The following is a 24,973-nucleotide window of genomic DNA, read 5'->3' as shown; positions in this document are numbered from 1 at the left end:
GCTTCTCATTGGTCCTGAAGCAGCCCGAGGACGTTGCCGTCGGGGTCGGTGACGGTGGCCACCAGGCGGCCGCCGCCGACGTCGTGCGCGGGCTCCTTCACCGTGGCGCCCGCGGCGGTCACCTCGGCCAGCTTCGCCTCGATGTCCGGTACGTGCCAGTAGGCCACCGGCGAGGTCATGCCCTGCGGTCCACCGCCCGGCACCAGCCCGATGTGCTGGCCATCGGCCTCGAAGCCGACATAGTAGGGCCCGTCGGCCTGCGGCTGTACGCCGAGCAGCGCGGCGTACACCTTCTTGGCCGCCGCCAGGTCGGAAACGGGATGCAGCACGGTCTTGATTCCCTGGGTGGAAGAGCTGGTCATGGTCACTCCTGACGTCGTGGTGGTGATGTCCATGACGGTCAGGCTAGGTGCGGTTCGCGGGTGCGCGCTTCTCGATTCCTGACCGGTACGGCGCCGCGGACGACGCGCAGTCGATCGCGACGCTGCGCCACGCCCTCGACCTCGGGGTGACCCTCCTCGACACCGCCTACGTGCGGCAGGCGTGCGAGGCGTCGCTGCGCCGGCTCGGGGTCGACCACATCGACCTCTACTACCAGCACCGGGTCGATCCGCAGGTGCCGATTGCGGTGCACCCGATCGCCGCGCTGCAGAGCGAGTGGTCGCTGTGGACCCGCGACCTGGAGGCGGAGATCGCCCCGGTATGCCGGGAGCTCGGCATCGGCTGGTCCCGTTCTCCCCGCTCGGGCGCCGCTTCCTGACCGGCCGGTACAGCCCGGTCGAAGGGCTGGCGGAGACGGACCTGCGGCGCGGCCAGCCGCGTTTCGGCGACGGCAACCTCGCCCGGAACCTGGCGATCGTCGCGAAGCTGAACGAGCTGGCGGCGGCGAAGGACCTCGCCGCCATCGAGGCCGCCGCCCCGCCCGAGCAGGTCGCGGACACCCGCTACGACGCGACCAGCCTCACCTTCGTCAACGGCTGAGAGCGCCGTCAGGTGAGCTGGATGTAGTCCAGTTCGGCGTAGCCGGTGCCGCCCGCGAAGTACGGCGAGCCCTTGGCCAGGCGGATCACGTTGTAACCGGCCGTGAGCGTGACGGTGGTGGCGATCGTGGCGCCGAACTGGCCCCAGGCCGGGGTGGGCGGGTAACTGACCGTGGTCCAGGCTCCGCCGTTGTACGCCAGGCCCTGGGTGGCGGTGGCGCCGGTGGCGTTGGCGTAGCCGATGGTCATCGTGTACGCGCGGGCGCTCGGCACGTTCACCACGAAGTCGACGTAGCTGTCGGTACGCGGCGTGCCCGAGTTGTCGATCCGGCCCACGTAGCCGCCGCCCGACGCGCTGGAGGCGCTCAGCCGCTGGGCGCGGAACACCGAGGCGTTCTCGGCCTCGTACCGCTGCTGGTAGGCGGGCACTCCGCTGACCGGTTCGACGACGAGCTGGTAGGCGCTGGTGACGGACATGTTGGGCACCGACACGCTGAGCTGCCCGCCGCTGACCGTCCGGGTCGTCGTGGAGATCGTGGTGGGCGCGCTCACGGCGGTGAAGCGGCCACTGGACGGGGTGGACAGCAGCGTGACGCGGACGCTGGAGCCCAAGGCGCCGATGCCGGTCAGGTTGACGGTGTTGGTGCCCGCCTCGTTGCCGAACACCACGTTGACGATCTTGCGGGTGCCGTCGTAGGAGGCGAATCCGTCCAGGCCGGTCTGCGTGTTCGGCGTCGTCGTGACCATGGTGCCGGCCATGTCGCCGTACCACTTGTACAGCCACCAGGTGCCGGTCGGCTGGTTGTTGTTGACGACCAGGCCGTTCATGGTGCCGTACTCGTACCAGAAGGCCCGGTGCGCGGACTCCACGCCGCCGCGCTCGAACTTGGCGACGTAGCTGGCGATCCGGCCGGGTACGTCCACCTCGGTGGTGGCGGCGTACTCGTTGATGGAGACGCGGCGCGGGCTGATGCCCAGCGAGGACTCCAGGTTCCGGTAGTCGGCGAGGTCGGCGGCGATCCGGTCGGGGTTCACCAGCTCGTGCCAGCAGATGATGTCGGGCAGCGTGCCGGTGTCCCTGGCCCGGGTCAGGAACGACTGCATCCAGGAGCGGTTGTACGTGGCGGTGCTGGGGCCGACGATCGGCGTCAGCGTGTCGAGGGCGCGTACCGCCCGGTAGGTGCGTACCCAGCCGTCGTTGAAGGCGCCCGCGGCGGCGGTGTTCCAGGTCCAGTCGGGTTCGTTCCAGAGCTCCCAGCCGAGCACGTTCGTGACCGTCGAGGCAGAGAGACGGGCGTTGACCATGGTGTTCACCTTGGCCAGCCAGTCGTCCCAGCTCACCCACCGATAGGGGAAGTCCGGGTAGATGTCGGGCATCCGGATGAACTCGCCCGCGCCGACGCGGGTGGCCTGCGGGGCCACCAGCAGGGAGTCGCCGCCGGGCGGCTGGCCGTTGGGGCGCTGGCCCACGCCGGGCGCGGGCTGGGTCAGCGAGTTCACCTTGATCGGTAACAGGGTGGAGTCGGCCGGCCTGCCGTTCTCCGCGAGGCCGTACAGGCCGCCCGAGGCGACGTGGGTCACCGGCCGGAACGGCTGGGCGACGTTGACGGTCAGTGTCGCGCCCGCCGCCTCGGCCGGGGGTGCGAAGGTCGCCAGGATCGCGGCCGCGGTGATCATGGCTAAGAGGGGTTTACGCACGTTGCTCTCCTTCGGGGGGTAGGGATGCGGGCAACCAGATGCGCATGCTCGACGGCCCGCGATGAGCCCATGAGTGGTAGGGCCGCAGCGGCACGTCGAACCATTCGGTGTCGTCGACGGAATCGGTGGCGGAGGGATAGGGCCATGGCCTGTCGGGGTGTCCGGGCAGCCGGCCGCGGACCCGGACGCCGCCGGCGTCCGCGCGCGGGCCGGACAGGGGGTCGATCGCCAGAGCGTCGAGCCCGCCGGCGTGCGGGAGGTCGCGGGACTCGACGCACAGGACCTCCGGACCGCGCTCGACGGCGACGCAGCCGCGCACGGCGTCGATGCGGGGGTCCGGCCACGTGACGCGCGGCGCCATCGGCAGTTCGAGGGTGATGACGTCGCCCGCGCGGAAGGCGCGCCGCACCTCGACCATGCCGGGTTCGACGGGCCGGGCCCACCCGTCGGTGATCAGTGTGGCTCCGGCGGCCCAGGCCGGAACCCGCAGCGCGAGCGTCCAGGGCGACGGCTCGTCGGCCGCTATCCGGACGCGGATGGTCCCGGTCTCGGGGTAACCGGTCTCGACGTCCACGGCCACCCGCCTGCCGTCCGGCAGTTCGGTGTTGATGGCGCACGGCGCGTACTGGTGGATCTGGAGGCCGTCGCCGTCCGCGGTGGCGAGGTAGCCGCCGAGGCTCGCCAGCGTCCGCGCGACGTTGGTGGGGCAGCAGGAGACGTCGAACCAGGCGGCCCGGCTGCCTCCCTCGGCGCGCGGGCTCACCTCGGTCCCGTCCGCCGGCCGGCCCGGCGCCCGCTGGTGCAGGGGGTTGGCGTAGAAGAAGGCCCGGCCGTCGGGGCTCGGGGAGGTCGCGATGATGTTGTAGAGCGTGCGCTCGATCAGGTCGGTGTAGCGGACGTCGGCGGTGGCCAGGTAGAGCCGCCACGAGACCATGATCGAGGCGACCCCCGCGCACGTCTCGCAGTACGCCCGGTCCGGCGGCAGCTCCCAGTCCTCGCCGAACCCCTCGTCCTGGTGGCGCGAGCCCATGCCTCCGGTGATGTACGTCCGGCGGGCGACCGAGCGCTCCCATTGCCGTTCCACGGCGCGCAGCAGCTCGTCGTCGCCGCGCTCGACGGCGACGTCCACCGCCGCGGCGGTGAGGTAGAGCGCGCGGACCGCGTGACCGCGCCACACCTCGGCCTCCCGGATCGGGAGGTCGTCCTGGAAGTAGGCGCGTCCCAGCGGGATGTCCTGGAGCGTGCCGTGCCCGCGGCGGTCGAGGAACAGGCGGGCCTGCTCGACGTAGCGCTCCTCGCCCAGGGCCCGGCCGAACTCCGCCAGGCCCACTTCGATCTCCGGGTGCCCGCAGATCTTGGGCAGGCCGTCCGCGCCGAAGGTCCGGCACACGTGGTCGGCGGCCCGCCGCGCGACCCGTACCAGGTCGTCCTCCCCCGCCGTGCGCAGCCGCGCGACCGCGGCCTGCAGAAGGTGGCCGAGGTTGTAGAGCTCGTGCCCGCCTTCGAGGTCGCTGTAGCGCGGCCGCTGCTCGCCGTGCCCGAAGCAGGTGTTGAGGTATCCGTCCGGGTCCTGCGCCCGGGTGACGCGCGCGGTGAGCCGCTTGATCGCGACCTCCGCCTCCGGGTCACCGGTACGGCCCGTCTCCCAGGCCAGAGCCTCCAGGAGCTTGTAGACCTCCGAGTCGGAGAACGGCCAGCCGGGCCGGTCGGGCGTAGTCGTCCCGTCGGCGACCCGATCGAAGTTCGCCAGCCAGCCCAGGCGCTCCATCCACGACTCGCAGTGGGCCAGCGTCGCCGTGGCGTTGACGGCCTGGCGGGTGGCCCAGAAGCCGCCGGTGATGGAGACCTGCGCGACAGGGCGTACCCGTCCGTGGGACGGCAGCACGGGGCAGACGCCCTCCGGCGTGCCTTCGGTCATGTCGTGAGCCTTTCGATCAGTCTTTGACGGCCCCTGCGGTGACCCCGGCGGCGATGTAGCGCTGCGCGAGGACCAGCAGGAAGGCCGCCGGGATGGACGCGATCACGGCGGTCGCCATGATCGAGTTCCACTGCGTGGTGTTGTTGCCGATGTAGCGGTAGATGCCGAGGGTGATCGGGATGGTGTCACTGTTGCGGTTGAGGGTCGAGGCGAAGATGAAGTCCGACCAGGCCCACAGGAAGGCGAAGAGCGAGACCGTGATCACCGAGTTGCGGCTCAGCGGCAGGATGATGGAGCGGAACGTACGCCAGGTGCTCGCCCCATCGATCTGGGCCGCGGCCATGAGCTCGCGGGGGATGCTCGCCATGAACGCCCGGAAGAGCAGCACCGCGAACGGCACGGCCAGCGTCGAGTCGGCGACGATCAGGCCCGCCACGGTGTTCAGCATGCCGAGCTTGATGTAGATCGTGTAGAAGCCCATGGCCATGACGACGGCGGGGATCATCTGGGCGACGAGCAGCACGAAGTCGATCCCGCGGGCGCCGCGCGGCCGGAGTTTCGCCAGCGAGTAGCCCGCGGGCAGGGCCACGACCAGCGTGAGCGCGACGGTGCCAAGGCCGATGAAGAGGCTGGTGGCGAGGGCGGGCAACTGCTGGCCGAGCGCCGCGGTGTAGCCCTCGAACGTGGGGTTCCAGGGGAACCAGTGGGGCGGATCGGCCCGCATGTCGCTCGTCCTGGTGAGCGAGACGTTGAACATCCAGTAGACCGGGAAGAGCATCACCCCCACCAGGACGACCCCGACCGCGCTTTTCATGGTTCCTCCTTGCGCTGCAGGCGCACGTAGGCGAGTCCGGCGGTGAACGCGATGAGGATGAGCAGGTTGCCGACGGCCGCCGCCGGGGAGAAGTCGGGCTGGCCGGTGCCGAACGCCTCCCGGTAGGACCAGATCGCCAGCGTCGTCGACGCGTCCGCCGGGCCCCCCTTCGTCATGATCCAGATGATGTCGACGACCTTGAGCGTGTAGATCAGCCCGAGCAGCAGGGTGATCGCCGACACCGGGCGCAGCAGGGGGAAGGTGATGCGCCAGAACCGCTGCCACGAGTCCGCCCCGTCCAGGCCGGCGGCCTCGTACAGGTCGGCCGGGATGTTCTGCAGCCCGGCGTAGAGGATCACCAGGTTGAAGGGAACCCCGAGCCAGATGTTGGCGACCGTGACAGACAGCAGCGAGGTGTCGGGGGACGTCAGCCAGTTGATCTGGCCGATGCCGAACGCCTGCAGGACCGTGTTGACGATGCCGTTGTCGCTGTTGAGCATCCACGACCAGGTCGAGGCCGAGACGATCAGCGGCAGCAGCCACGGCACGAGGAACATCGCCCGCAGCACCACGGACAGGCGGAAGTTGCGGTGGAAGAAGACCGCGAGGGCCAGGCCGAGGGCGTACTGGACGGCGATGGACCCCAGGGTGAACAGGGCCGTGTTGCGCAGGGCCGCCAGGAACGTGTCGTCGGTGACGACGTCCAGGTAGTTGGTCAGCCCGGTGAACTCCGGGTCGCCCCGCACGAAGGCGCGCGGCGTGTAGTCGTGCACGCTGAGGTCGATGTTGCGGTAGAGCGGATAGGCGTAGAAGACGGCCAGGTAGACGACGAGCGGCGCGAGGAAGGCGAAGGCGGTCCACTGCCGCGAGCGGCGCCGGGCGGTGAAGTCCGCTGCCCGGCTCGCCGCGCTGTCGTCGAAGGCCGCCACCGCGCGCGTCCTCGTGAGCACCGCTCAGCCGCCGATCGCCCGCTTGGCCTGGGCTTGGGCCGCCTTGAGCGCGTCAGCCGGGCTCGCCGTGCCGCTCAGCGCCTTCTGCACCGCCGTCCACATGGCCTCGGAGATCTTCGGGTACTTGGTGCCGAGGTTGTCGCTCGTACGACCCTTGGCCGACCGCACCGCTTCGACCCATGGCCGCAGGCTGGGCTCCTTGGCCAGGATCGCCTTCTGCCCGTCCGCGGTGGAGGGGATGTAGTAGGCGAACGTCGTACCGGTCTCCACCAGACCCTCGGGCGTCGTCATGCAGTCGAGGATCTTCTTGGTGGTGGTGTAGCGCTGGGTGTCCTTCTGCACCGGGACCGTGATGAACTCGCCGCCCGTGGGTGTGGGGGCGGCCCCGCCGTCCTTGCCCGGGATCTGCACGATGCCGGTGGGGAAGCCGGCCTTGGCGGCGCTGTTGATCTGCCAGGTGCCGTTCTCGGCGAACGCGAACTCGCCGGTGAGGAACTCCTCCCAGGTGGTGTTCTGGGAGTTGCTGATGACCGAGTTGGGCGCCGTGCCGTCCTTGATCCACGTGTTCCACAGGGTGAGCGCCTCGACGGCCTGGGGCGAGTCGAGCTGGGTGAGCTGCGCGCCGGCGCCCCAGAACCACGGCAGGAACTGGAACGAGCCCTCCTCCGTGCCGATGGCCGAGAAGGTGATCGGCTTCTTGCCCGCGGCCTTGACCTTCTTCAGCGCCGCGTTGAGCGAGGCCCAGTCCTTGATCGATTTCGGGTCGACGCCGGCGGCGTCGAGGATCTTCTTGTTGTAGTACAGGGCGAGGGTGTTCGCGCCGATGGGGATGCCGTACGTCTTGCCGTCCAGCTCTCCGGCGGCGATGAGGTTCTTGTCGAATTTCGCCGTGTCGAGGCCGAACTCGTCCATCGAGGTGAGCATCCCCGCGTCCGCCAGGGTGGAGACGGCGGGGTTGTCGAGGAGGATGACGTCGGGCGCGTTGCCTTCCTGGCCCGCGAGCAGGGCCTGGTTCGTCAGGGCGGTCGTGTCGTACGCGGTGCGCTGGATGGTGACACCGGCCTGCTGCCCGCAGGCGTTCACCCGCTTGGCCCAGGCGGAGGCCGGGTCGTGCTGCGGGTACGGGTCCCACCACGTGTAGGTGCCGCCGGCGGACGCGCTGCTGGTGGCGACGCCGCCCTGGGGAGCGGATGAGCAGGCGGCCAGGGCGGACAGTGCCAGGACGGCGGCACCGAGCTTCGTGGACGTGGACGGACGGGGCATTGGATTCCTCCAATGTTAGCGCTCACATTTTACTGTGGCCGGACGGTCGCGGGGCTGTGGGCCGCATTCAGCGGGTGGGCGGGGCTTTCGGGGGTGCGGTGCTTCCCCGGGAGACGAGTTCGGGAGAGATGAAGCGCACGACGAACGGCTCGGTCCGGGCCGTCGGCGATTCCACGCGGCGTACGAGCTGGCGTACCGCCATGGCGCCCAACCGGTCGGGTGCGCTCTCGATGAACGAATAGGGCAGAGAGAAGGTGGCGGCGAACTCGGCGGAGTAGCGCCCGATGACCGACAGGTCCTCGGGCACCCGGAGTCCCCGCTCGTAGGTGACGGAGGGCAGGGCCGCGGCGGCCGCCTCGTTGTTGATCAGCAGGCCCGTCGCCGAGGGGTGCGCGTCGAGCAATGCGTTGAGCAGGCGTCCGACGGCCGGCTGCCGGGACTCGCCGTACACCGCGTGCAGGGTGACGCCGAGCTGCCGCGCGCGTTCGAGGGCGGCGTCCCTCAGCCGCCACACGTACGCGCCGCCGCGCTCGACGACGTGTTCCGGCTGCGAGACCAGGATGAGCTCGCGATGACCGAGCCGGTGGAGGTGCTCCACCATGCCCCTTCCGGCCTCCTCGAAGTCGAGGTCGAACACGTCGAGCCCCGAACAGTCGCCCGGCAGGCCGACCAACGCGCCCGGCTGCGGCGCCGCACGCAGGATGGGCAGCCGCGAGTCCTCCTGCGCGATGTTCATCAGGACGACGCCGTCCACCATCCGGGAGTCGGTGATGCGCCGCAGCGCCCGCGCGCCGTCGGCCTCGGTGACCAGCAGCGTGTCGTAGCCCAGGTCACGGGCGGTGTCCGTGACACCCAGGATGTACTGCATCATCGCGGGCGCGAACTCGTCTTCGTGGAACTGGGCGAGCAGACCGAGGACCTTGGTCTGGGAGGTGGCCAGGGCGCGAGCGCCGGCGTTCGGCGTGTACGCGAGCGCCTCGGCCGCCGCCAGCACGCGCAGGCGGACCTCTTCCGAGATGGGCCGCTTGCCCGACAGCGCGTAAGACGCCGTGCTGCGGCTCACCCCGGCCTCCCGGGCCACGTCTCCGATCGTCGCCACATTCACCTCCTCTTATCGTCGAACCGGTTCGACGATAATGTCCAGAATCCCTACGTCGAAGACCGGAAAGCCGGGCAGAAAGCGCTATTACCTCGGGTTTTTCCATGCTGACGCCCCCGCGACACGGGAGCATCCGCCTACGGCTCCTCGGAATCGAGCGAACCGGTTCAACGATGTGGCTCGACTTTCACCCACGAGACGGCGGACGTCAAGGGTGCGATATCGAATCGTGACATGCTGGAAACAACCAGGCGCGCCTAACGCCCCTGATAGCTCTCGCGGGCGCAGGTGACCTGGGGCATGCGGTCCTCCAGCCAGGAGATGAGGGGGACCAGGTGCTCGGCGGCTTCGCGGCCGAGCGGGGTGAGGCTGTATTCGACCCGGGGCGGGATCGTGTGCTCGGCCACGCGCAGCACCATGCCGTCGCGTTCGAGGGCCTGGAGGGTCTGGGACAGCATCTTCTCGCTCACCCCGTCGACGCGGCGGCGCAGCGCGTTGAACCGGTAAGACCCCTCATACAGGGCCACCAGCGCCAGGATCGCCCAGCGGCCGGTGATGGTCTCCAGCACCGTGCGGGAGGTGCAGTTGCGTGCGAAGACATCGGCCACCAGGTTCTCGAACTCCTCCATACGTGCTAGCTTACGCCCTAGCAGGCACTAACCTTTCGAAAGTACTAACTTCTAGGGAGCACAACAATGATCGTGGTGACCGGAGCCAGCGGACAGCTGGGCCGACTGGTGATCGAGGACCTGAAGCAGCGCGTGGCGGCATCGGAGATCGTCGCGGCCGCACGCACCCCGGAGAAGGCCGCCGACCTGGGCGTCGAGGTCCGGGAGCTCGACTACGACCGGCCGGAGACGTTCAAGAGCGCGCTCCAGGGCGCCACCAAGGTGCTGCTCATCTCGGGCATCGACGCCAACCGGGTCCAGCAGCACGCGGCGGTCGTGGACGCGGCCAAGGAGGCCGGCGCCACGCTCGTCTACACCAGCGCGGCCAAGGCCGACACCACCGAGGCCGGCCTCGCCGCCGATCACCGGGCCACCGAGGAATACATCAAGGCGTCCGGCGTGACGTACACGATCCTGCGCAACAACTGGTATCACGAGAACTACCAGCAGTCGATCACGACGGCCCCCCAGCTCGGCGCCGTCTACGGTGCCGCCGGCGACGGCCGGATCGCGTCGGCCTCCCGCGCGGACTATGCCGCGGGAGCGGCCGCCGTGCTGACCGCGACGGGCCACGAAGGCAGGGTGTACGAGCTGGCGGGTGACACCGCCTGGACCCTCGCCGACCTGGCCGCCGAGATCTCCCAGGTCACCGGCAAGGAGGTCACCTATCAGAACCTGCCGAAGGACGACTACGCGGGTGTCCTGGCCGGCGCCGGCCTCCCGGCTCCGTTCGCGGAGCTCATGGCCGACGTGGACGTCAACGTCTCCCGTGGCTGGCTCGCCGACACGCCCGGCACGCTGAGCGACCTCATCGGCCGCCCGACCGGGACGGTCGGCGAGTACGTCCGCTCCCTGCTCGGCTGACCACCTATGGGCATACCTGCCGGAATTCCTCCCCGGCCACATAGCGCTGCCATTCGGCGCGGGTGAAGGAACGGCCCGCGTTGGCGCAGACCGTGGCCGCGGCGTCGGCGGGGGCGGCGACGTTCCACAACCGCAGGGTCCTGTCGGCGCTCACCGTGGCGAGCGTGGTCCCGTCCGGGCTGTAGGCGACCCCGACCACGGTCTTCGTATGGCCGGTCAGCGGAGGGCCGATCTGACGAAGAGTCGGCACGTCCCAGAGCCGTACGGTGTGATCCGCGGAGGCGGTGACAAGAGTGCTGCCGTCGGGGCTGAACGCCATCGCGGCGACGATGTCGGTGTGACCGGTCAGGATGGCTCCGATCTCACGTTGACCGGCCACGTCCCACAGTCGTACGGTCCCGTCCTCCGCCGTGGTGGCGAGGGTCTTGCCGTCGAGGCTGAATGTCAGAGCGATGCGGAAGCTCGTGACGCCGGCGGGCAAGGGGGCGCCGATCTGGCGGTGCGTGGCCACGTCGAAAAGCCGCACGGTACGGTCGTTGCCCGCCAGGGCGAGGGTGGCGCCGTCAGGGCTGAACGCCATCGCGTGAACGAGGTCGGTGTGGCCGGGAACGGTGATGCGGGGCCCGATCTCGCGGTGGCCCACGACGTCCCAGAATCCGATGGAACCACCACGTATCGAGGTGGCGAGCAGCCCGCCGTCGGGGCTCAGCTCCGCGTTGGGACCGAGAAGGGCGGCGTTGCCGATCTGACGGTGGGTCGCGGTGTCCCACAGCCGGACGGTGCCGTCGGTGCTCGCCGTGCTGAGTGTCCTCCCGTCGCGGCTGAATCTGATCGAGTGGACGACGGCGTTGGCGTCGGGCGCGGGGTCGCCTTCGGGGCGCGGGCGACGGCCCGCTTCGCGCTGGGTGGCCACGTCGTAGAACCGGACGCCGCGATCGGCCTCGCCGGTGCCCAGGGCGACCACGGGGTCGGAGGCGGCCAGGGTCTTTCCGTCCGGGCTGAAGACGACCTCCAACGTGGCGGGCATCCCGGTGCCGATCTGGCGGTCCACCCTCGGGTCCCATAACCACACCTTGCCGTCCCCGCCGGCGGCCGCGAGGGTCCTCCCGTCCGGGCTGAAGGCCACTCTCTCGACGTTCGATCGCCTGCTCGTCAGCGGCGGGCCCACCGGTTGGCGGCCGGAGGTGTCCCACAGCCTGGTCAAGCCGTCTCCTCCGGTGGTGGCGAGCCTCTTCCCGTCCGGGCTGAAGGCGATTCCGCGGAAGCCTCCGGGTTCGCGCAGGGCGCCGCCGATCTGCTTGTGGGTGGTGAGGTCCCACAGCCGGAGGGTCCGGTCCACGCTGATCGTCGCGAGCGTGGATCCGTCCGGGCTGAGGGACATGCCGCTGATGTCGCCGGTGTGCCCGGTGAGCGCCTTGCCGACCTGGCGGTGGGTGGCGACATCCCAGATCCGCGCCGTGTCGTCGGCCCCGGCGGTGATCAGGCGTTTCCCGTCCGGGCTGAAGGCCACCTCCTTGACGGCCTTTCGGACGGACCCGTGGTCGGCGCGTCCGATGTCGGCTCCGAGCTGGCGGCGGGTGGCCACGTCCCACAACCGTACGGTGCCCTCGGGGGTCGAGGTCGCGAGGGTCCTGCCGTCCGGGCTGAACGTCATCGCCGTCACCCCGTCCTTGGCGTCCAGCGGGCCGCCCAGCGGCCGGCGCGTGGACACGTCCCAGAACAGGACGCCGGTGAAGCAGGCCGTGGCCAGGACCTTCCCATCCGGGCTGAAGGCCGCCTGGAAGGCCAGGACGCACAAGTTCTCCTTGTGGACGATCGGGGCGCCGAGCTGCCGGTGCGACACCGTGTCCCACAGCCGCACGACGCCGTCGTCGCCTCCGGTCGCGATGATCGAGCCGTCGCGGTTGAACAGCAGCTCGGTGACGGAGCCGTGCTGCGCCGCGAAAACCCCCCGGTCCGCATGAGCCGCCGCGTCCAGCATGCGGTGGCGGGCGTCGGGGGTGCGGTCGATCCGCCATGCCGTCACGGCCAGCAGCGCGGACGTCACCGGGTCGTCGGCGACCTCGCTCTTCGCGGCCAGCTCGCGCGAGAGCGCCAGCCGTCGCTGCCGGTCGGCCCTGTCCGCCTGCCGGTCGGCGTTGCTGGCCGCGTTGACGGCGGCCCCGGCCGCGATCAGGGCGAGCACCGACAGCGCCGCGAGACCGGCCATGACGAAGGCACGGCGGCGACCCGCCCGCCGCGCCGCCCCTGTCGAGGCCGTGACGAAGCGCTCCACCGTGAGGCCGGGCGGCGGGAAGCTGTCGGGGTCGCGGTCCCAGCGGGGCCGGCTGTCCTGGACCGCCAGCAGCCGGGCACCCCGGTAGAGGTAGGCGGGGTCGCGGTGGTGCCCGGCCCATTGCGTGGCGTCCTCGACGAGCTGGTCGTACACCGCCTGCGCGGTCATGTCGGGTTCGAGCCACTGCCGCAGCGTGGGCCAGGCGGTCAGTAAGGCGTCGTGGGCGATCTCGGCGCCGTCCTCGTGCAGCGTGAGCAGCCGCCGGTCGGCGAACGCCGAGAGCAGTTCCTCGACCTGGGCACGCCGCTCCGCCGAGTGCGCGGACCCGGCGGCGTGGATCTCGGAAAGCGTCACCCTGCGCCGCGCCAGCCGCCCGCCCGCGGTGATCAGCGCCATCCGCCGGAAGATCCGGAGCGCGGCCTTGCGGTCCTCGGCCGGCAGCCGCTCCAGGACCTCGTCGGCCGTACGCCGCACGGAGTCGCGGACCCGGCCGGACTCCTCATAACCCCGGACGGTCAGCCGGCCCTTCTCGCGCCTCTCCCAGGTGTTGAGCAGGGCCTGTGACAGCAGCGGCAGGGAGGCGGCCTCGAACCCTTCGACATACCCCTGCGCGCTGTCGGGGCGATCGCCGGCGCGCAGCTCACTCAGGATGATCTCCACCAGGCCGGGTTCGATCTCGAGGCCCACCGCGGCGGCGGGGCCGGTGATGGCCAGCCGCAGATCCGGCTCCGTCATCGGCTCGACGATGACCTGGCCGTCCTGGATGGCCCCGGCGAACTGCGGGTAGGCCGCGCAGCGGTCCCAGTAGTCCGCGCGCACCCCGATGATCACCCCTGCGCGCGGCGCGCCTTCGGCCATGGCCTGCAGGGCCCGTACGTACGCCTGGCGCTCCTGCTCGTCGGTCACCAGGGTGAACAGTTCCTCGAACTGATCGACGACCAGGACGAAGCGGCCGGCCGCCGCGAGAGCCGCCCGCGGATCGTCCCGGAGCGTCTCGTACACCGTCTCGACGTGCCCGCCGTACGTCTCCGCCCACGCCTCGGCCAGCGCGCGCAAGGGGTCGGCGGTGGGTGTGAGCAGCAGCCGGGGCCACTCCCCCGAGCCGGGCACCGGCAACATGCCCTCGCCCAGCGCGGGCATCAGACCGGCCCGTAACAGCGACGACTTGCCCACACCTGAGGCACCCGACACCAGCAGGACGCACCCGTCCTCGGTCAGCCTCGGCCCGAGCCGCTCCAGCAGGTTGCGGATCGCCCGCCGGCGCCCGAAGAACAGCTCGCTCCTGTCGCTCTCGAACGGCGCCAGCCCTTGGTACGGGCACACCCCATCCCACTCCCGGGGCTCCCGCCGGGTGCCAGGGGCCTCCCGCCGCCGAAGCGCTTCCCCTACCCGCGCACGCGCCCAGGCCAGCGCTCGACGGAGGCCGCCCGCATTCCCCATGATCTCATTCTGACCACGCACGGCCTCACCGATCAACGTCGCTCATGGGTGCGGGGGGGCCGGCCTCAGCCTCCTTCACGGCCGCTCGGGCGATTGATCTTCAGCCACGCGGACAGGGACAGCGGCTCGCCGAACCGGGCCCAGACCGCGCTGGAGTCGACGATCTGCGGCTGGGTGTCCAGCAGTGCCCCCATCTGCATCCGCCGGGCGAGGACCTCGTTGAACGGCCCGGTCAGCGGGCTCATCGCCCGGAGCATCCCGACCGGCATCTTGTTCTCGCCGTTGATCCGCAGGCCCAGCGAGGTCGCGATGAGTTCGTTGACCTTCGTGAGCGACAGCGCTTCGGGGCCGCCGAGGTCGGCGGACCAGCCTTCGCCGGGGCGGACGGCGAGCGCGGCGGCGACCCTGGCGACGTCCTTCCCGGCCACCCACGAGACGGGGCTGGCGCCCGATCCGAATACGGTGGCCTTCCCCTTCTCGGTGATCGACCCGGCGAGCAGCTCCACCCAGGTGTCCATCAGGTGGGTGGGCCGGAGGATCGAGTACGGCAGGCCGCTGGTGCGCAGAAGGCGCTCGACCTCGAACTTGAGCCGGAAGAACCCGACGGGGCTGTCGGCGCGGGCGCTTGCGGACGAGACGTACACGAAGTTCTGGACCGCGGTGTCGCGTGCGACGCCGATGAGGCTCGGGATCCCCGCGCCCTCGATGCCCTTGGGGCCGTTGTTCCCCTTGCCGTCGCCGCCCTGGACGGTGCAGACGATCGCTTCCGCGCCGGACGCGGCCCGCACCAGCGTGCGCTGGTCGTGGAGGTCGCCCGCGACGACCTCCACGCCCTGAACAGCGTGCGCCGAGGTCGGATCGCGGGTGACGACGCGCACCGCCTTTCCCTCATGGCGGAGCTGCTCCACGATCTGACGGCCCACCCTGCCTGTCCCGCCGAACACAACGATCACGTTTCTCTCCTAACAATGTTCATTGATCTAACAATGTTAGACATTAGACCGGCGATAGGATGACGGCGTCAATGGGAGGACGCATCGTGACGACGAAGGCCCAGCCCGAACCGAGCGCCAGCCAGAAGCGGCGCGAGCGGGAGCGACGGGAAATGCGGGTCCGGCTGCTGGAGGCCGCCCGGACCATCGCCTCCGAGGAGGGCTGGAACGCGGTCACGATCCGCCGCATCGCCGGCAAGCTCGAATACAGCGCGCCGATCCTCTACCAGCACTTCTCGAACAAGGAGGAACTGTTCGTCGAGCTGATGATGGTCGGCTTCGCCGAGCTGGCCGAGCGCCTGCGCCTGGCCGCGGCGGGCTCCCCTGAGGGGCGGCTGGTCGCGATGGCCGAGGCGTACTGGGCGTTCGCGTTCGCCTCGCCGGAGCTCTACCAGGCGATGAACGGCATGGACGGGGTGCCGTTCGGCACGGCCGAGACGCCGTGGGAAGCCAAGAACGCCTTCCGGGTCTTTCGCAGCGCGTTGCAGGACATCGCGGAAGCGCGGGGCACCGAATTGGCCGATCCCCCTGGCGCGGTCGACACGATCTGGGCGTTCCTGCACGGCTGCGTGTCACTGGCGATGGCGGGCAGGGTCGCCGGCGGAACCGAGCGCTCCAGAACGCTCATGTTGAACGCCCTGGAGCCATTGTTCGCCGCCCAGCTGAGGGATCAGCCAGGAGGTTAGCGGGTGAGCGTGGCCACCAGCTCGCTACGGTCACGCCCGCAACGTGAGGGGGGCGAAGGTGTGGCCGGCCCACAACGCACGGGAGGCCTCCTCCGGATACGCCGCTGTGCCGGGCTCGGCGTCGATGACCCAGGTATGCCTGTTCTGCGGCTCGTACGCCGGCCAGCCCGGATCCCCGGTCGTGGCGAAGGCGATCCAGGCCGCGCGGACCCGAGCCGACAGCTCGGCCGCGGCTGGTGGCGGCTCCTGTCCCAGCAGTAGTCCTCCCGCTCCAGCGGTCAGGTTGCCGAACGTCAGTGGCAGGCCGAGCCCGTGGCAGGCACCGAGCACATCGCCGCCCATGCCGGGAGCCGGCCAGGTCAGCTCGTACAGGTGGGCCCGGCCGTGCCGTTGGTGGGTCTCGGCCAGCCGGACGGAAGGCATCCGGAACACCCAGTCGGAGTGCACCAGCTCGTACAGCCGCTCTTCGTCGGCCCCGGGGTAGGCGGCCCGGTAGGCCGCCGCGTCCGGGGCGAGCTCCCGCAGCGCGGTGGCCGCCCGCTCGGCGGTGACCTGACCGATGTCGCCCTTGATGGCCATGAACAGCCGATACTCGTCGCGGGTGTGCCCCACGATCAGCTCCACATCGCGCGCGGCCCCGTCCGCCAGTGACCGCCACGGCACCGCGGGCAGCACCTCGCCGTCCACGACCGGCGCGAACGGCGACTGGATGTACGCGGCCAGTCCCCACTGCGAGCGGTCGCCCATCTTGTCCGCCACCGCGTCCCCGGCGTCGATCAGCTGCTCCGGCGACAGGCGGGCGAGCTCGCCGGCGAGCGGGGCCACGCCCAGCTCACCGGCTACGGCGGCGGCGATGTCGGCGGCCAGCTCAGCGGAGAAGAACAGGCTTGGCACGCTCTGCGCGATCGCCCTGCGGAACAGACCGGCGGCTTGGGGCATCACCATCAGCGCCGCGATGCTCCCGGCTCCGGCGGATTCCCCGAACACGGTGACCCGGTCCGGATCTCCGCCGAAAGCCGCGATGTTGTCGTGCACCCAGCGCAGGGCGGCCACCTGGTCCAGTAACCCGCGGTTGGCCGGTGCCCCCTGGAAGTGTCCGAAGCCCTCGGCGGAGAGCCGGTAGTTGAAGGTGACCACGATGACGCCGTCCCGGGCGAGCACGCGGCCGTCGAAGACCGGGTCCCCGGACCACCCGTACATGTAGCCCCCGCCCTGGATCCACACCATCACCGGTAGCCGGGCGGCGCCCAGGTCGGGGGACCAGACATTGACGGTCAGCCAGTCGCCGTCCGCGCCGTCCGCGCCGGACCTGCCCAGCAACCTGGACTGCGGCGGCGGCGGACCGAACGCGCCGGCCTCGCGCACCCCGTCCCACGGCTCGGCCGGCACCGGTGCGGCCAGCCGCAGGTCGCCCACCGGCGGGCGCGCGAACGGTACGCCGCGGAAGACGGTCACGTCATCCTCCATCCGCCCGCGCACCCTTCCCGTGGTCACCCGGGCCTCCGGGCCCGCGGATCCGATGGCGCTCATGGCACACTCCTCTTCCGGGGGTGCCGGCTCCCATAGCCGGGCGCGGCCATCCTCGCCCAAACCGCGGGCCCGCCGCACCTCGTTATCGAGCGGACGCGCAGGATCTCGGTGTCCGCGGTGTGGTCGTCTCAGTCGCTGCCGATCGCCGCGAACACCGACGTGGGTGGCTCCCAGTAGGTGACGCGGACCTGCCGCAGCCATTCCTCCACCGCGGCATGGTGGGGCTGGGCGGGCAGCGGTGTGTGCGCGGTGTCGAAGGCCTCCTCCGTGGCAGCCAGTAGCGTGCGCGCTTCCTCGGTGTCGCCGGCGGCGATCCGCTCACCGAACGCGCGGATGGCGTCGGGGTCAGGCAGCCGGATCGGCAGGTGCCCGGTCTCGTACAGTTCGCGGCCCTGATACAGGAGCCGGGCGAGATGGCGGGCATGCTTCGCGGTGCGCTTACGGGTGTCGGCCGAGAACGAGCCGTCGCCGCGCTGGTCGAGGCGGCGGAACTGCTGGGTGGCGTAACCCAGGTAGGCGTCGCGGACGCGCGGCGCCGACAGGAACGCGTCCCTGATCGATATGAGCCGGTCACCGAGCGGGGTGCGGGTCTCGTACAGGTCGTCCGGCAGCCACAGCAGCTCCATCACGGTCGGGTTGCCGCCCAAGGTGAGCGCGCACCACTTGCCGGCCTCGTGCAGCGTCCGGTCCGGGCCGGTGGAGACGATGCTCTCCTTGGGGCGGGCCAGGCCGACCAGGTCGAAGGTGAGGGCGGCGTAGATGCCCAGCCGGTCAACGTCGCTGTCGGGCCCCGCCAGGCCGTACGCGGTCGAGCCAACGATGCCGGCGAGTAACACGTTCGCGGGGGTGGTGGTCATAGTGTGTCCTCCGGAGGGCAGCACTGGCGAGCAGGTGCGCGAAAAACTACCAGTAACCCGAAGTCGCCCATGATCTGCCGACATTCGGCCCGAATCCGAAGCCCACCGATGGCCCTACGCCGACAGAGGTCGAACCGGCCGAGCTTCCGTCACCCTTGTACCACTCTGTGCCTATATCGACCTTGCCCACGCCCAGGCTTGGACTCCGCGGCATGACATAGGTCCCCGTGCCGCCTTGGTTGGCGACGTTGGCATTGGAGCCCTTGACCGACACGTTGGCGTTCGCGCCCACGCCGAGCCCGGGCCGCCGGGGCCGCCGTCTGCGTGATCGCCACCGGCACCAGGAACATGCAGCTCAGGACCGCTGCGAGTGACAGTCTCCACGTGTTGCCGCGCATGAGTGGATTCCCTTTCCCGCCGCCCCGCCGACGATCTACGAGCGAGAGTCTGCGCTCAGAAGGAGCACGGGACCAGGCAATCAACCGGACATTGACCGGACACTTTCCGCGGCCGCTACCCTTCCGGCCACCCGGCCGTCAGTCCCGGCTTGGGAGGCGGTGAAACGGTCAACCGAGCCGGGCGGCCACCTCCTGGGCGCGGCGCAGGTCGTACGGTGCCGACAGGCGTTCGGCCGCCCGTACCGCCTGCCCGGCGGCCTTCGCCGCCGCCCGCCGTTCGCCCGCCGCGGCCAGGACGAGCGCGCGGGCCCAGCCGATGCGGGCGGCGGCTCCCGGATGGCGGGCCTGGTACTCGGCGAGGTGCCGGTGGAGCCTCCGGGCCGTCGCGGGGTCCGGGGACCTGCGGCAGAGCAGCTCGGCCAGGCCCGACCAGCACTCCAGCATGCCGCGCTGGGCCTTCGGCAGGCGGGCGGCCAGATCCAGCGCCCGGGCCAGCGCCTCCCGCGGGCCGTCCGCGATCCTCGAGTCGTCTGATCGCGGGCCGTCCGCGATCAGCCGGGCCGAGGCCGTGAGCAGGCGCAGCTCCTGGATCACCGGCATGACCGCGCCGTCCCGCAGGCCGAGCCGCTGCTCGTGGGCGCGGCGGCGCTCGGTCGAGGCGCGGGCCGCCGCCAGCACCCCGGCGACACGATCGGGGCTGGTCCCCTCGATCCGCAGCAGGGCCTCGGCCTGGCCCGTCAGGCACCAGTGGCGGCCGATGTCGTCGCCGCCGACCCGGCTCGCCGCCTGTTCCGCCGTGGCGGCGTACAGGTTCGCGGCCTGCTCGAAGTCGCCCCGCCAGAGCGCCGTCTCCGCGAGCATGCCCGCGCAGTTCTCGGCCACCCGCGGGTCCAGCGTCCTGGCCCGGCACTCGGCGAACGACTCCCGGGCCGCCTCGAACTCCCCGGCCGAGAGCTGGTCCAGGCCCCGGGCCAGGCGGGCGCGGCTCGCGGGCTCCGTGGGATGCGCGATGCCGGTCAGGGCTCTGTCGGCGAGCGCGCCGTAGCGACCGGCCAGGCGGTGGCGGCCGGCGACGCGGGCAATGGTGGCGAAGTTCGCGTACGCCTCCGCGCGCAGGTCCGGGGCGGAGGTGCGGTCGGCGGCGTTGAGCTGGCGCAACGAGACCGCCAGCATCGTCGGCACATCCTGCCGGTGGTAGGCCAGCCGCGCCAGGAACGTCAGCGCCTGCGCCACCTCGGCGTCCCGCTCGGACCGGGGCACCGGCAGGACCCGATGGAGGACCTGGCGCGCGGCGGCCGTCAGGATGGCGGCGACCAGGCCGGGCCGGGAGGCCGGCAGCGGCCTGCCGACCGTGTCGAGCGCCGCCCGGACCAGCCGGTACGCCTCCCGCTCCCGGGCAAGCTGATGCTCGCTCACGCACGCCATCCGCAACCACCGCGCCCGCAGGCGGGGAGCCTCGGGCGTACGGGCGAGATGCCACCGCACGACGGCCCCCGACTCCTCGTACAGCCGCAGCCGCAGGCACAACACCCAGTAGTTGTCCAGGAACCCGGGCTCCCGGGACACCGCCCAGGCCAGCCGGATGTTGTCCATCTCGGCCCCCAGCACGCGGGTCACCTCCGCGTCCGAGGCATCCTGCAGGGCGGCGGCGCGCCGGTCGAGCAGGCGCGAGAAGTACGCGGCGTGCCGCTCCCGCACCGCCCGCCGCTCGCCCGGCGACAATCGCTCGGCGGCGAACTGCTGGATGAGCGGGTGGATGACGTACCGCCCGGCCGGGGTGAGCTCGATCATGCTCTGGTCGATCAGGCGGACCAGCACGGGCGGCGCGGTCCTGGCCACCTCCAGCGCCGCGGGCAGCGTGCAGCCGCCGCCGAACACCGCCAGCGCCGCCAGCGTCTTCTGCCCGGCCGGGTCGAGGAGCCGCCAGGAGGTCTCGAACACCGTACGCATGCAGGCGTGCCGCGACCGGGCTGCCGGTCCCGCGGCCGACAGCAGGCCGGGGTCCACGCCGAGGCGGCGGCCCAGCTCGGCGGGCGGCACGGCCCGCAGCAGCCCGGCCGCCAGCTCGATGGCCAGCGGCAGACCGCCTGTGGCGGCGCAGATCGCGGCCACGGCGGCGGCGTTCCGGTCGGCGTCGAACGCCGGTTGCGCCCGCGTCGCCCTGGCCGCGAACAGGGCCTCGGCCGCCGGTCCCGGCAGGCCCGCCACCTCGAACGTCACCTGACCGGGCAGGTCGAGCCGTCGCCTGCTCGTCGCCAGGACCCGCGTGCCCGGGGCCGTACTCAGGATGCGCCCGATGACCGCGTCGAAGGCGGGCAGGTGCTCGATGTTGTCCAGCACCAGGAGGTCCTCCTGCCGGGCCAGCGCCGCCAGGAGCAGGTCCAGGGCGGGGCGCTGCGGCGTGAGGTCCACACCGAGGCGGCGGGCGAGCGTGGTGACGGCCGCCTCCGGACGTACCCCGGCGAAGGAGACGAAACGGGCCGAGCCCGAGGCGGCCGCGATGGCCAGGCGGGTCTTGCCGACGCCGCCCGGGCCCAGCAGGGTGACCAGGCGTTCGGCGGCCAGCAGCGTGCGCACCCGCCCAAGCTCCTCCTCCCGGCCGAACAGCTCCGTGCCGGGCACCGGCGGGGCCGCGCGCCGGACGGCCGTCCGCTGGATGAGCAGGCGCCGCCTGGCCGCCGCGGTCTCCGGCGCGGGCTCGACGCCCAGGTCGTCGGCCAGCCGCCGCCGCAGGTCGTCGTAGCAGGCCAGGGCCGCCGCCCGGTTGCCCGCCGCGGCCAGGCCCGCCATCAGCAGCCGGTGCGCCTCCTCGTCGTACGGGTCCAGCCCGGCCACCAGGCGCGCCAGCCGTACGAGATCGGCCGGTGGCGCGGAGCCGGAGCGCAACAGCTCGCGCAGCCGCAGCCGGGCTTGCCCGCGCTCCGACTCCAGCCATCCGCCGAAGGCCGGGGCGTCGCAGAACCACACCCCGTCCATGAAGTCGCCCCGCCACAACCGCAGCGCCTCCGCCACGGTCGCCGTCTCAGCCAGGCGTCCGTGGTCCACGTAGCAGCCGCCGGGGCGGAACCGTACGTGGTCGCGGGTGATGTCCAGCCACCCGCCCACCTCCTTGCGCAGCTCCGACAGCGCCAGGCGCAGACTGCCGCGGGCGTTGGCGTCCGGCCGCTCGCCCCACAGCAGCGCGGCCAGCTCGGAGCGCGGGCGCGGGCCCGGCATGGTGGCGAGATAGCAGAGCAGGGCGCGGGTCTTGGCGGAGCGGATGCCCACCGGCCGCCCCCCGACGGCCAGCTCAGGCGGGCCGAGCAGCAGCAGGATCAGCGAGTCTCCCATAGCCACAGCAGGGTAGGCGCGTCCCCGCCGCGCGACTGTGAAAAAGGGCGTGCACGGAACGTGCCCTGCGCCACTGACCAGCGCTCTCACGATGTGCTCACGCTGACTGCCCCACTCTGATGCCACGTTTCGCGAGAACCGCGAGACGCGATCCTCTCCAAAGGAGAAGCAGTATGCGCTCTCAGAAGCTGATCCCCGCACTCGCCCTGGCGGCGGGACTGGCCGTCCCTGCAGTGCTGGCCGCGGCCCCGCCAGCCGGCGCGACCGCCTTGGCCGCGAACTGCTCGGTCGCGTTCTACGACCTCGACGCGTCCGCCGTGGACGAGGTCGACGGCAAGGACGAGCTCAGGCTCGAGGTCGGATCCAGGATCTTCCCCACCTCCTGGGTCAACATGCAAGCCGGCGACGACGCCGACCCGGTGGACTTCGACTACGCGAGCGTCAACGTCAGCAGTACCTCGTCGTTGGCCTTCAACCTGCGCGAGGTCCAGCCGCCGATCGTCAAGTCCGGCTTCAACCTCGGCACGATCATCGTGGACGGCGCCGACTGCTCCGGGCTCTCCACCGGCCAGTACGCCATCGTCGGAGGCATCGTCTCCGGCACCCATGACAGCTACTACGAATACAACCTCAGGTTCAAGATGACCGGGCTGTAACCCGCCCGAACGTGAAGGCCCCGCCGTGGTCCCGAGGCGGGGTCTTCACCTTGGACCAGCCACGCCGCCCTGGCTCGTAGCGGGACCCTCGCCGCCGTCAGGCTCGATGTGGTCGATCAGCTGCTCGCTCCAGGTCCGGATAGCGGCGGCCTGCTCGGGCGTGAGCGAGTCGAGAAAGTAACGGCGGACGTTGCCGGCGTGCACGAGGATGGCGTTCTGCGCGGCGCGGCGGCCATCGGCGGTCAGTCCGATCCCCGTGCGGCGGCCGTCGGCTCCGCTCTGGGTCCGCTCCACGAAGCCGCGGTTCTCCATGCGCGTCAGCAGGTGCGAGACACGGCTCTTCTCCCAGTCGAGCGACTCGGAGAGCTCGCCGACGCGCATCTCGCGACCGAGCGCCTGCCACAGCGTCACCAGCACGCTGAACTCAGCCTTCGAGATGCCGCAGTCGCGCTGCAGACCACGGTCGAGCTCCCGCGCGAGCAGGCGCTGCGCGCGCATCCAGGTGTCCCAGAACTCCCACTCCTCGGGTTCCAGCGCATGGGTTTCCGCCATGGCGGGAATCATACCGAGTTGACGCGTCAACTCAGCTTCCTTAGAGTTGACGCGTCAACTCTTCGGGAAAGGACGCCATGGCATTCCGCATCGGCACCATCACCGGCCGTACGCGCCCCGGACAACGGGCATTCGGGGAGGTGCTCCCCCGATGAGGACGCTGTTACGTGGCGGCATGGTGATCAGCATGGACCCAGCCGTCGGGGATCTCCCGCAGGGCGACGTGCTCATCGAGGACGGCCTGATCGCCGCGGTCGCCGCCACCGTCGACGCGGCCGACGCCGAGGTCGTGGACGCCACGGGCAAGATCGTGATGCCCGGTTTCGTGGACACCCACCGGCACACCTGGCAGACCGCGTTCCGCGGCATCGGCGCGGACTGGACGTTCGACCAGTACCGCGTCGGCATGCACGGCACGATCCGGCCGCACTACCAGCCGGAAGACGTCTACCTGGGCAACCTGCTCGGCCGGATCGAGGCGCTCAGCTCGGGCGTCACGACCATGCTCGACTGGTTCCACTGCTCCCACCGCCCGGAGAACGCCGACGCCGCGATCCAGGCACTGCGCGCGGCACCCGGCCGCTCGGTGTTCTGCTATTGCGCGGGCTTCACCGACGACCCGATCGCACCCGAGATCACGCGCGTACGGTCGCAGCTGTCCGACGGCGACATGATGCTGGGCCTGCGCGGGCCGCAACTGACCACGATGGACACCACCGCCGCCGACGTCGCGCTGGCGCGGGAACTCGGGCTGCGGGTGAGCGTGCACGTGCACGGCGCTACGGGCTGGCCTCGTGGTCGCCGCCCGATCGCCGACATGCGTGACCGCGGGCTGCTCGACGACCGCACGACCTTCGTGCACGGCAACGGCATCTCCGACGACCAGGTGGCGATGATGGCCGATGCGGGTTGCTCGGTGTCGATCAGCCCGGACGTCGAGCTGAACATGGGCCTCGGCTGGCCCGAGACCGGCCGTATGCTGGCCGCCGGAATCCGCCCGTCGCTGTCCATCGACAACTGCCCGTCCGTCGGCGGCGACATGTTCACCACCATGCGCACGGCGCTCGCCACCCAGCGCGGCCTGGACGGCGGCCTCACAGCGCGCGACGTCGCCGAGTTCGCCACGGTGGACGGCGCCCGCGCGTGCGGACTCGACTCCCGAACCGGCAGCATCTCCATCGGCAAGGACGCCGACCTGATCCTGCTCGACGCCGAGGACCTCTCGGTCTTCCCCGTCGGCAACCCCGTCGGCACGATCGTCGCTTCCGGCCATCCCGGCCTGGTGGACAGCGTCTTCGTCGCCGGCAGAGCGGTCAAGCGGCACGGTCGGCTGCTCGGCGTGGACCTGGCGGCGTTGCGGGGCCGGCTGCTGGAGTCCCGCGATCGGATCGCCGCGGCCGCCGGCATCGCGGTCGACGGATCATGGACACCGCCGACACGATGAGCGCCTCGAAACACTGGCCAGGAGCGATCAGGGCCGCCGTCATCAGAGCAGGAAGACCGGGCTGGGGGCGGTCAGCCGCGCGCCCGCTCGACGAGGGCGGCCATGGTGGCAGGCCAGTCGGCGGTGACCGCGGGGCCGATCTGTGGCCCGAGTTCATCGGCCGCGGCACCCGTGATCTCCATCCGGTACACCACCCGAGTGCGGAGTCGCTCGCCCCGGTCCAGCCGGTGGACAGTGCGCAGGAGCAGGCCGTCGATACGAGCCTCGTCCACGAACAACTCGTCGACCGTCGCCTCGGCGACGCGCAGGTGCACCGGGTCCTCCCCGGCCGGAGTCATCACGATCTCAGCACCCGCCGCGAACGTGCCGCTGATCTGGATGCTCTCGATGTCGGCGTTCCAGGCTCCCCAGTTCTCGACATCGGCCCACAGACGCCAGATCGCCTCGGGCATGGCATTGGTCTCGACGCTGTGCTCGTACGTCCACATGAGTGACTCCCCCGCTCTCGGCAGACAATCTATGCGAAGACTATCTACGCGAAGACTATCTGTCCACCGGT

General features: G+C 71.2%; 21 protein-coding genes. 6 read left to right on the top strand and 15 right to left on the bottom strand.

Annotated features, from left to right (window positions below; translation table 11 throughout):
• Positions 1-5 precede the first annotated feature (5 nt).
• Positions 6-395: a VOC family protein gene (locus AB0B91_RS35820; protein ID WP_358329231.1), complete on the bottom strand. Its 390-nt coding sequence runs from the start codon at positions 393-395 to the stop codon at positions 6-8.
• A gap of 14 nt (positions 396-409) precedes the next feature.
• Here AB0B91_RS35820 and AB0B91_RS35815 point away from each other — a divergent pair, with 14 nt between their 5' ends.
• Both AB0B91_RS35815 and AB0B91_RS35810 read left to right on the top strand, forming a co-directional pair.
• Positions 410-760: an aldo/keto reductase gene (locus tag AB0B91_RS35815; RefSeq protein WP_358329228.1), complete on the top strand. Its 351-nt coding sequence runs from the start codon at positions 410-412 to the stop codon at positions 758-760.
• Entirely contained in the window at positions 703-981 is a 279-nt protein-coding gene (locus AB0B91_RS35810) for a hypothetical protein (protein WP_358329225.1), read from the top strand. Before AB0B91_RS35815 ends, AB0B91_RS35810 begins: the two co-directional genes overlap by 58 nt.
• A gap of 8 nt (positions 982-989) precedes the next feature.
• Here the strand turns inward: AB0B91_RS35810 and AB0B91_RS35805 are convergent, their stop codons facing one another.
• From AB0B91_RS35805 to AB0B91_RS35775, 7 genes are all read right to left on the bottom strand, one after another.
• The gene (locus AB0B91_RS35805) at positions 990-2,678 is read right to left on the bottom strand and encodes a CBM35 domain-containing protein (RefSeq protein ID WP_358329223.1); all 1,689 of its coding nucleotides are present in this window, start codon (positions 2,676-2,678) and stop codon (positions 990-992) included.
• The gene (locus tag AB0B91_RS35800) at positions 2,671-4,596 is read right to left on the bottom strand and encodes a beta-L-arabinofuranosidase domain-containing protein (protein ID WP_358329220.1); all 1,926 of its coding nucleotides are present in this window, start codon (positions 4,594-4,596) and stop codon (positions 2,671-2,673) included. Before AB0B91_RS35800 ends, AB0B91_RS35805 begins: the two co-directional genes overlap by 8 nt.
• Positions 4,597-4,612: 16 nt before the next feature.
• Positions 4,613-5,410 (bottom strand): carbohydrate ABC transporter permease, encoded by a 798-nt coding sequence (locus tag AB0B91_RS35795; protein WP_358329217.1) that lies wholly within the window; start codon positions 5,408-5,410, stop codon positions 4,613-4,615.
• Complete coding sequence (locus AB0B91_RS35790) at positions 5,407-6,339, bottom strand: sugar ABC transporter permease (RefSeq protein ID WP_358329214.1); 933 nt, start codon at positions 6,337-6,339, stop codon at positions 5,407-5,409. The genes AB0B91_RS35795 and AB0B91_RS35790 overlap by 4 nt, the downstream gene beginning before the upstream one ends.
• A gap of 24 nt (positions 6,340-6,363) precedes the next feature.
• A complete protein-coding gene (locus AB0B91_RS35785) occupies positions 6,364-7,623 on the bottom strand; it encodes an extracellular solute-binding protein (RefSeq protein ID WP_358329211.1) in 1,260 nt (419 codons plus the stop codon).
• A gap of 67 nt (positions 7,624-7,690) precedes the next feature.
• Positions 7,691-8,722 (bottom strand): LacI family DNA-binding transcriptional regulator, encoded by a 1,032-nt coding sequence (locus AB0B91_RS35780; RefSeq protein WP_358329208.1) that lies wholly within the window; start codon positions 8,720-8,722, stop codon positions 7,691-7,693.
• 257 nt (positions 8,723-8,979) lie between these two features.
• The gene (locus tag AB0B91_RS35775; RefSeq protein ID WP_358329205.1) at positions 8,980-9,351 is read right to left on the bottom strand and encodes a helix-turn-helix domain-containing protein; all 372 of its coding nucleotides are present in this window, start codon (positions 9,349-9,351) and stop codon (positions 8,980-8,982) included.
• A gap of 66 nt (positions 9,352-9,417) precedes the next feature.
• Between AB0B91_RS35775 and AB0B91_RS35770 the strand changes: the two genes are divergently transcribed.
• Positions 9,418-10,254: an SDR family oxidoreductase gene (locus AB0B91_RS35770; protein WP_358329202.1), complete on the top strand. Its 837-nt coding sequence runs from the start codon at positions 9,418-9,420 to the stop codon at positions 10,252-10,254.
• Positions 10,255-10,258: 4 nt separating this feature from the next.
• Here AB0B91_RS35770 and AB0B91_RS35765 read toward each other — a convergent pair whose 3' ends face one another.
• Positions 10,259-13,969, bottom strand: a complete 3,711-nt coding sequence (locus AB0B91_RS35765) for an AAA family ATPase (RefSeq protein WP_358329199.1) — start codon at positions 13,967-13,969, stop codon at positions 10,259-10,261.
• 65 nt (positions 13,970-14,034) lie between these two features.
• Positions 14,035-14,922 carry an NAD(P)H-binding protein gene (locus tag AB0B91_RS35760; RefSeq protein ID WP_358329196.1) on the bottom strand — a complete coding sequence of 296 codons (888 nt, stop codon included), beginning with the start codon at positions 14,920-14,922 and terminating at the stop codon, positions 14,035-14,037.
• A gap of 86 nt (positions 14,923-15,008) precedes the next feature.
• Between AB0B91_RS35760 and AB0B91_RS35755 the strand changes: the two genes are divergently transcribed.
• Positions 15,009-15,647 (top strand): TetR/AcrR family transcriptional regulator, encoded by a 639-nt coding sequence (locus AB0B91_RS35755; RefSeq protein ID WP_358329193.1) that lies wholly within the window; start codon positions 15,009-15,011, stop codon positions 15,645-15,647.
• A 30-nt stretch (positions 15,648-15,677) separates the two neighbouring features.
• Here the strand turns inward: AB0B91_RS35755 and AB0B91_RS35750 are convergent, their stop codons facing one another.
• The 3 genes from AB0B91_RS35750 to AB0B91_RS35740 all read right to left on the bottom strand — a co-directional run bounded on the left by AB0B91_RS35750 (position 15,678) and on the right by AB0B91_RS35740 (position 21,762).
• A complete protein-coding gene (locus AB0B91_RS35750; RefSeq protein ID WP_358329190.1) occupies positions 15,678-17,177 on the bottom strand; it encodes a carboxylesterase family protein in 1,500 nt (499 codons plus the stop codon).
• A gap of 128 nt (positions 17,178-17,305) precedes the next feature.
• Positions 17,306-18,034 (bottom strand): nucleotidyltransferase domain-containing protein, encoded by a 729-nt coding sequence (locus AB0B91_RS35745; RefSeq protein WP_358329186.1) that lies wholly within the window; start codon positions 18,032-18,034, stop codon positions 17,306-17,308.
• A gap of 566 nt (positions 18,035-18,600) precedes the next feature.
• Entirely contained in the window at positions 18,601-21,762 is a 3,162-nt protein-coding gene (locus AB0B91_RS35740) for a BTAD domain-containing putative transcriptional regulator (protein ID WP_358329183.1), read from the bottom strand.
• Positions 21,763-21,935: 173 nt separating this feature from the next.
• Between AB0B91_RS35740 and AB0B91_RS35735 the strand changes: the two genes are divergently transcribed.
• Positions 21,936-22,418 (top strand): hypothetical protein, encoded by a 483-nt coding sequence (locus AB0B91_RS35735; protein ID WP_358329180.1) that lies wholly within the window; start codon positions 21,936-21,938, stop codon positions 22,416-22,418.
• Between the two features lie 45 nt (positions 22,419-22,463).
• Here AB0B91_RS35735 and AB0B91_RS35730 read toward each other — a convergent pair whose 3' ends face one another.
• Positions 22,464-22,970 carry a MarR family winged helix-turn-helix transcriptional regulator gene (locus AB0B91_RS35730; RefSeq protein ID WP_358329177.1) on the bottom strand — a complete coding sequence of 169 codons (507 nt, stop codon included), beginning with the start codon at positions 22,968-22,970 and terminating at the stop codon, positions 22,464-22,466.
• A gap of 151 nt (positions 22,971-23,121) precedes the next feature.
• Here AB0B91_RS35730 and AB0B91_RS35725 point away from each other — a divergent pair, with 151 nt between their 5' ends.
• Complete coding sequence (locus AB0B91_RS35725; protein WP_358329174.1) at positions 23,122-24,414, top strand: amidohydrolase family protein; 1,293 nt, start codon at positions 23,122-23,124, stop codon at positions 24,412-24,414.
• Positions 24,415-24,485: 71 nt separating this feature from the next.
• Here the strand turns inward: AB0B91_RS35725 and AB0B91_RS35720 are convergent, their stop codons facing one another.
• Entirely contained in the window at positions 24,486-24,902 is a 417-nt protein-coding gene (locus AB0B91_RS35720) for a hypothetical protein (RefSeq protein WP_358329171.1), read from the bottom strand.
• Between the last annotated feature and the right edge of the window lie 71 nt (positions 24,903-24,973).

Source organism: Nonomuraea sp. NPDC049141 (genome assembly GCF_040648415.1).
Classification (GTDB): Bacteria; Actinomycetota; Actinomycetes; order Streptosporangiales; family Streptosporangiaceae; genus Nonomuraea.
The sequence above is the reverse complement of the archived record's forward strand: the minus strand, read 5'-3'. Positions and strand labels throughout refer to the sequence as shown.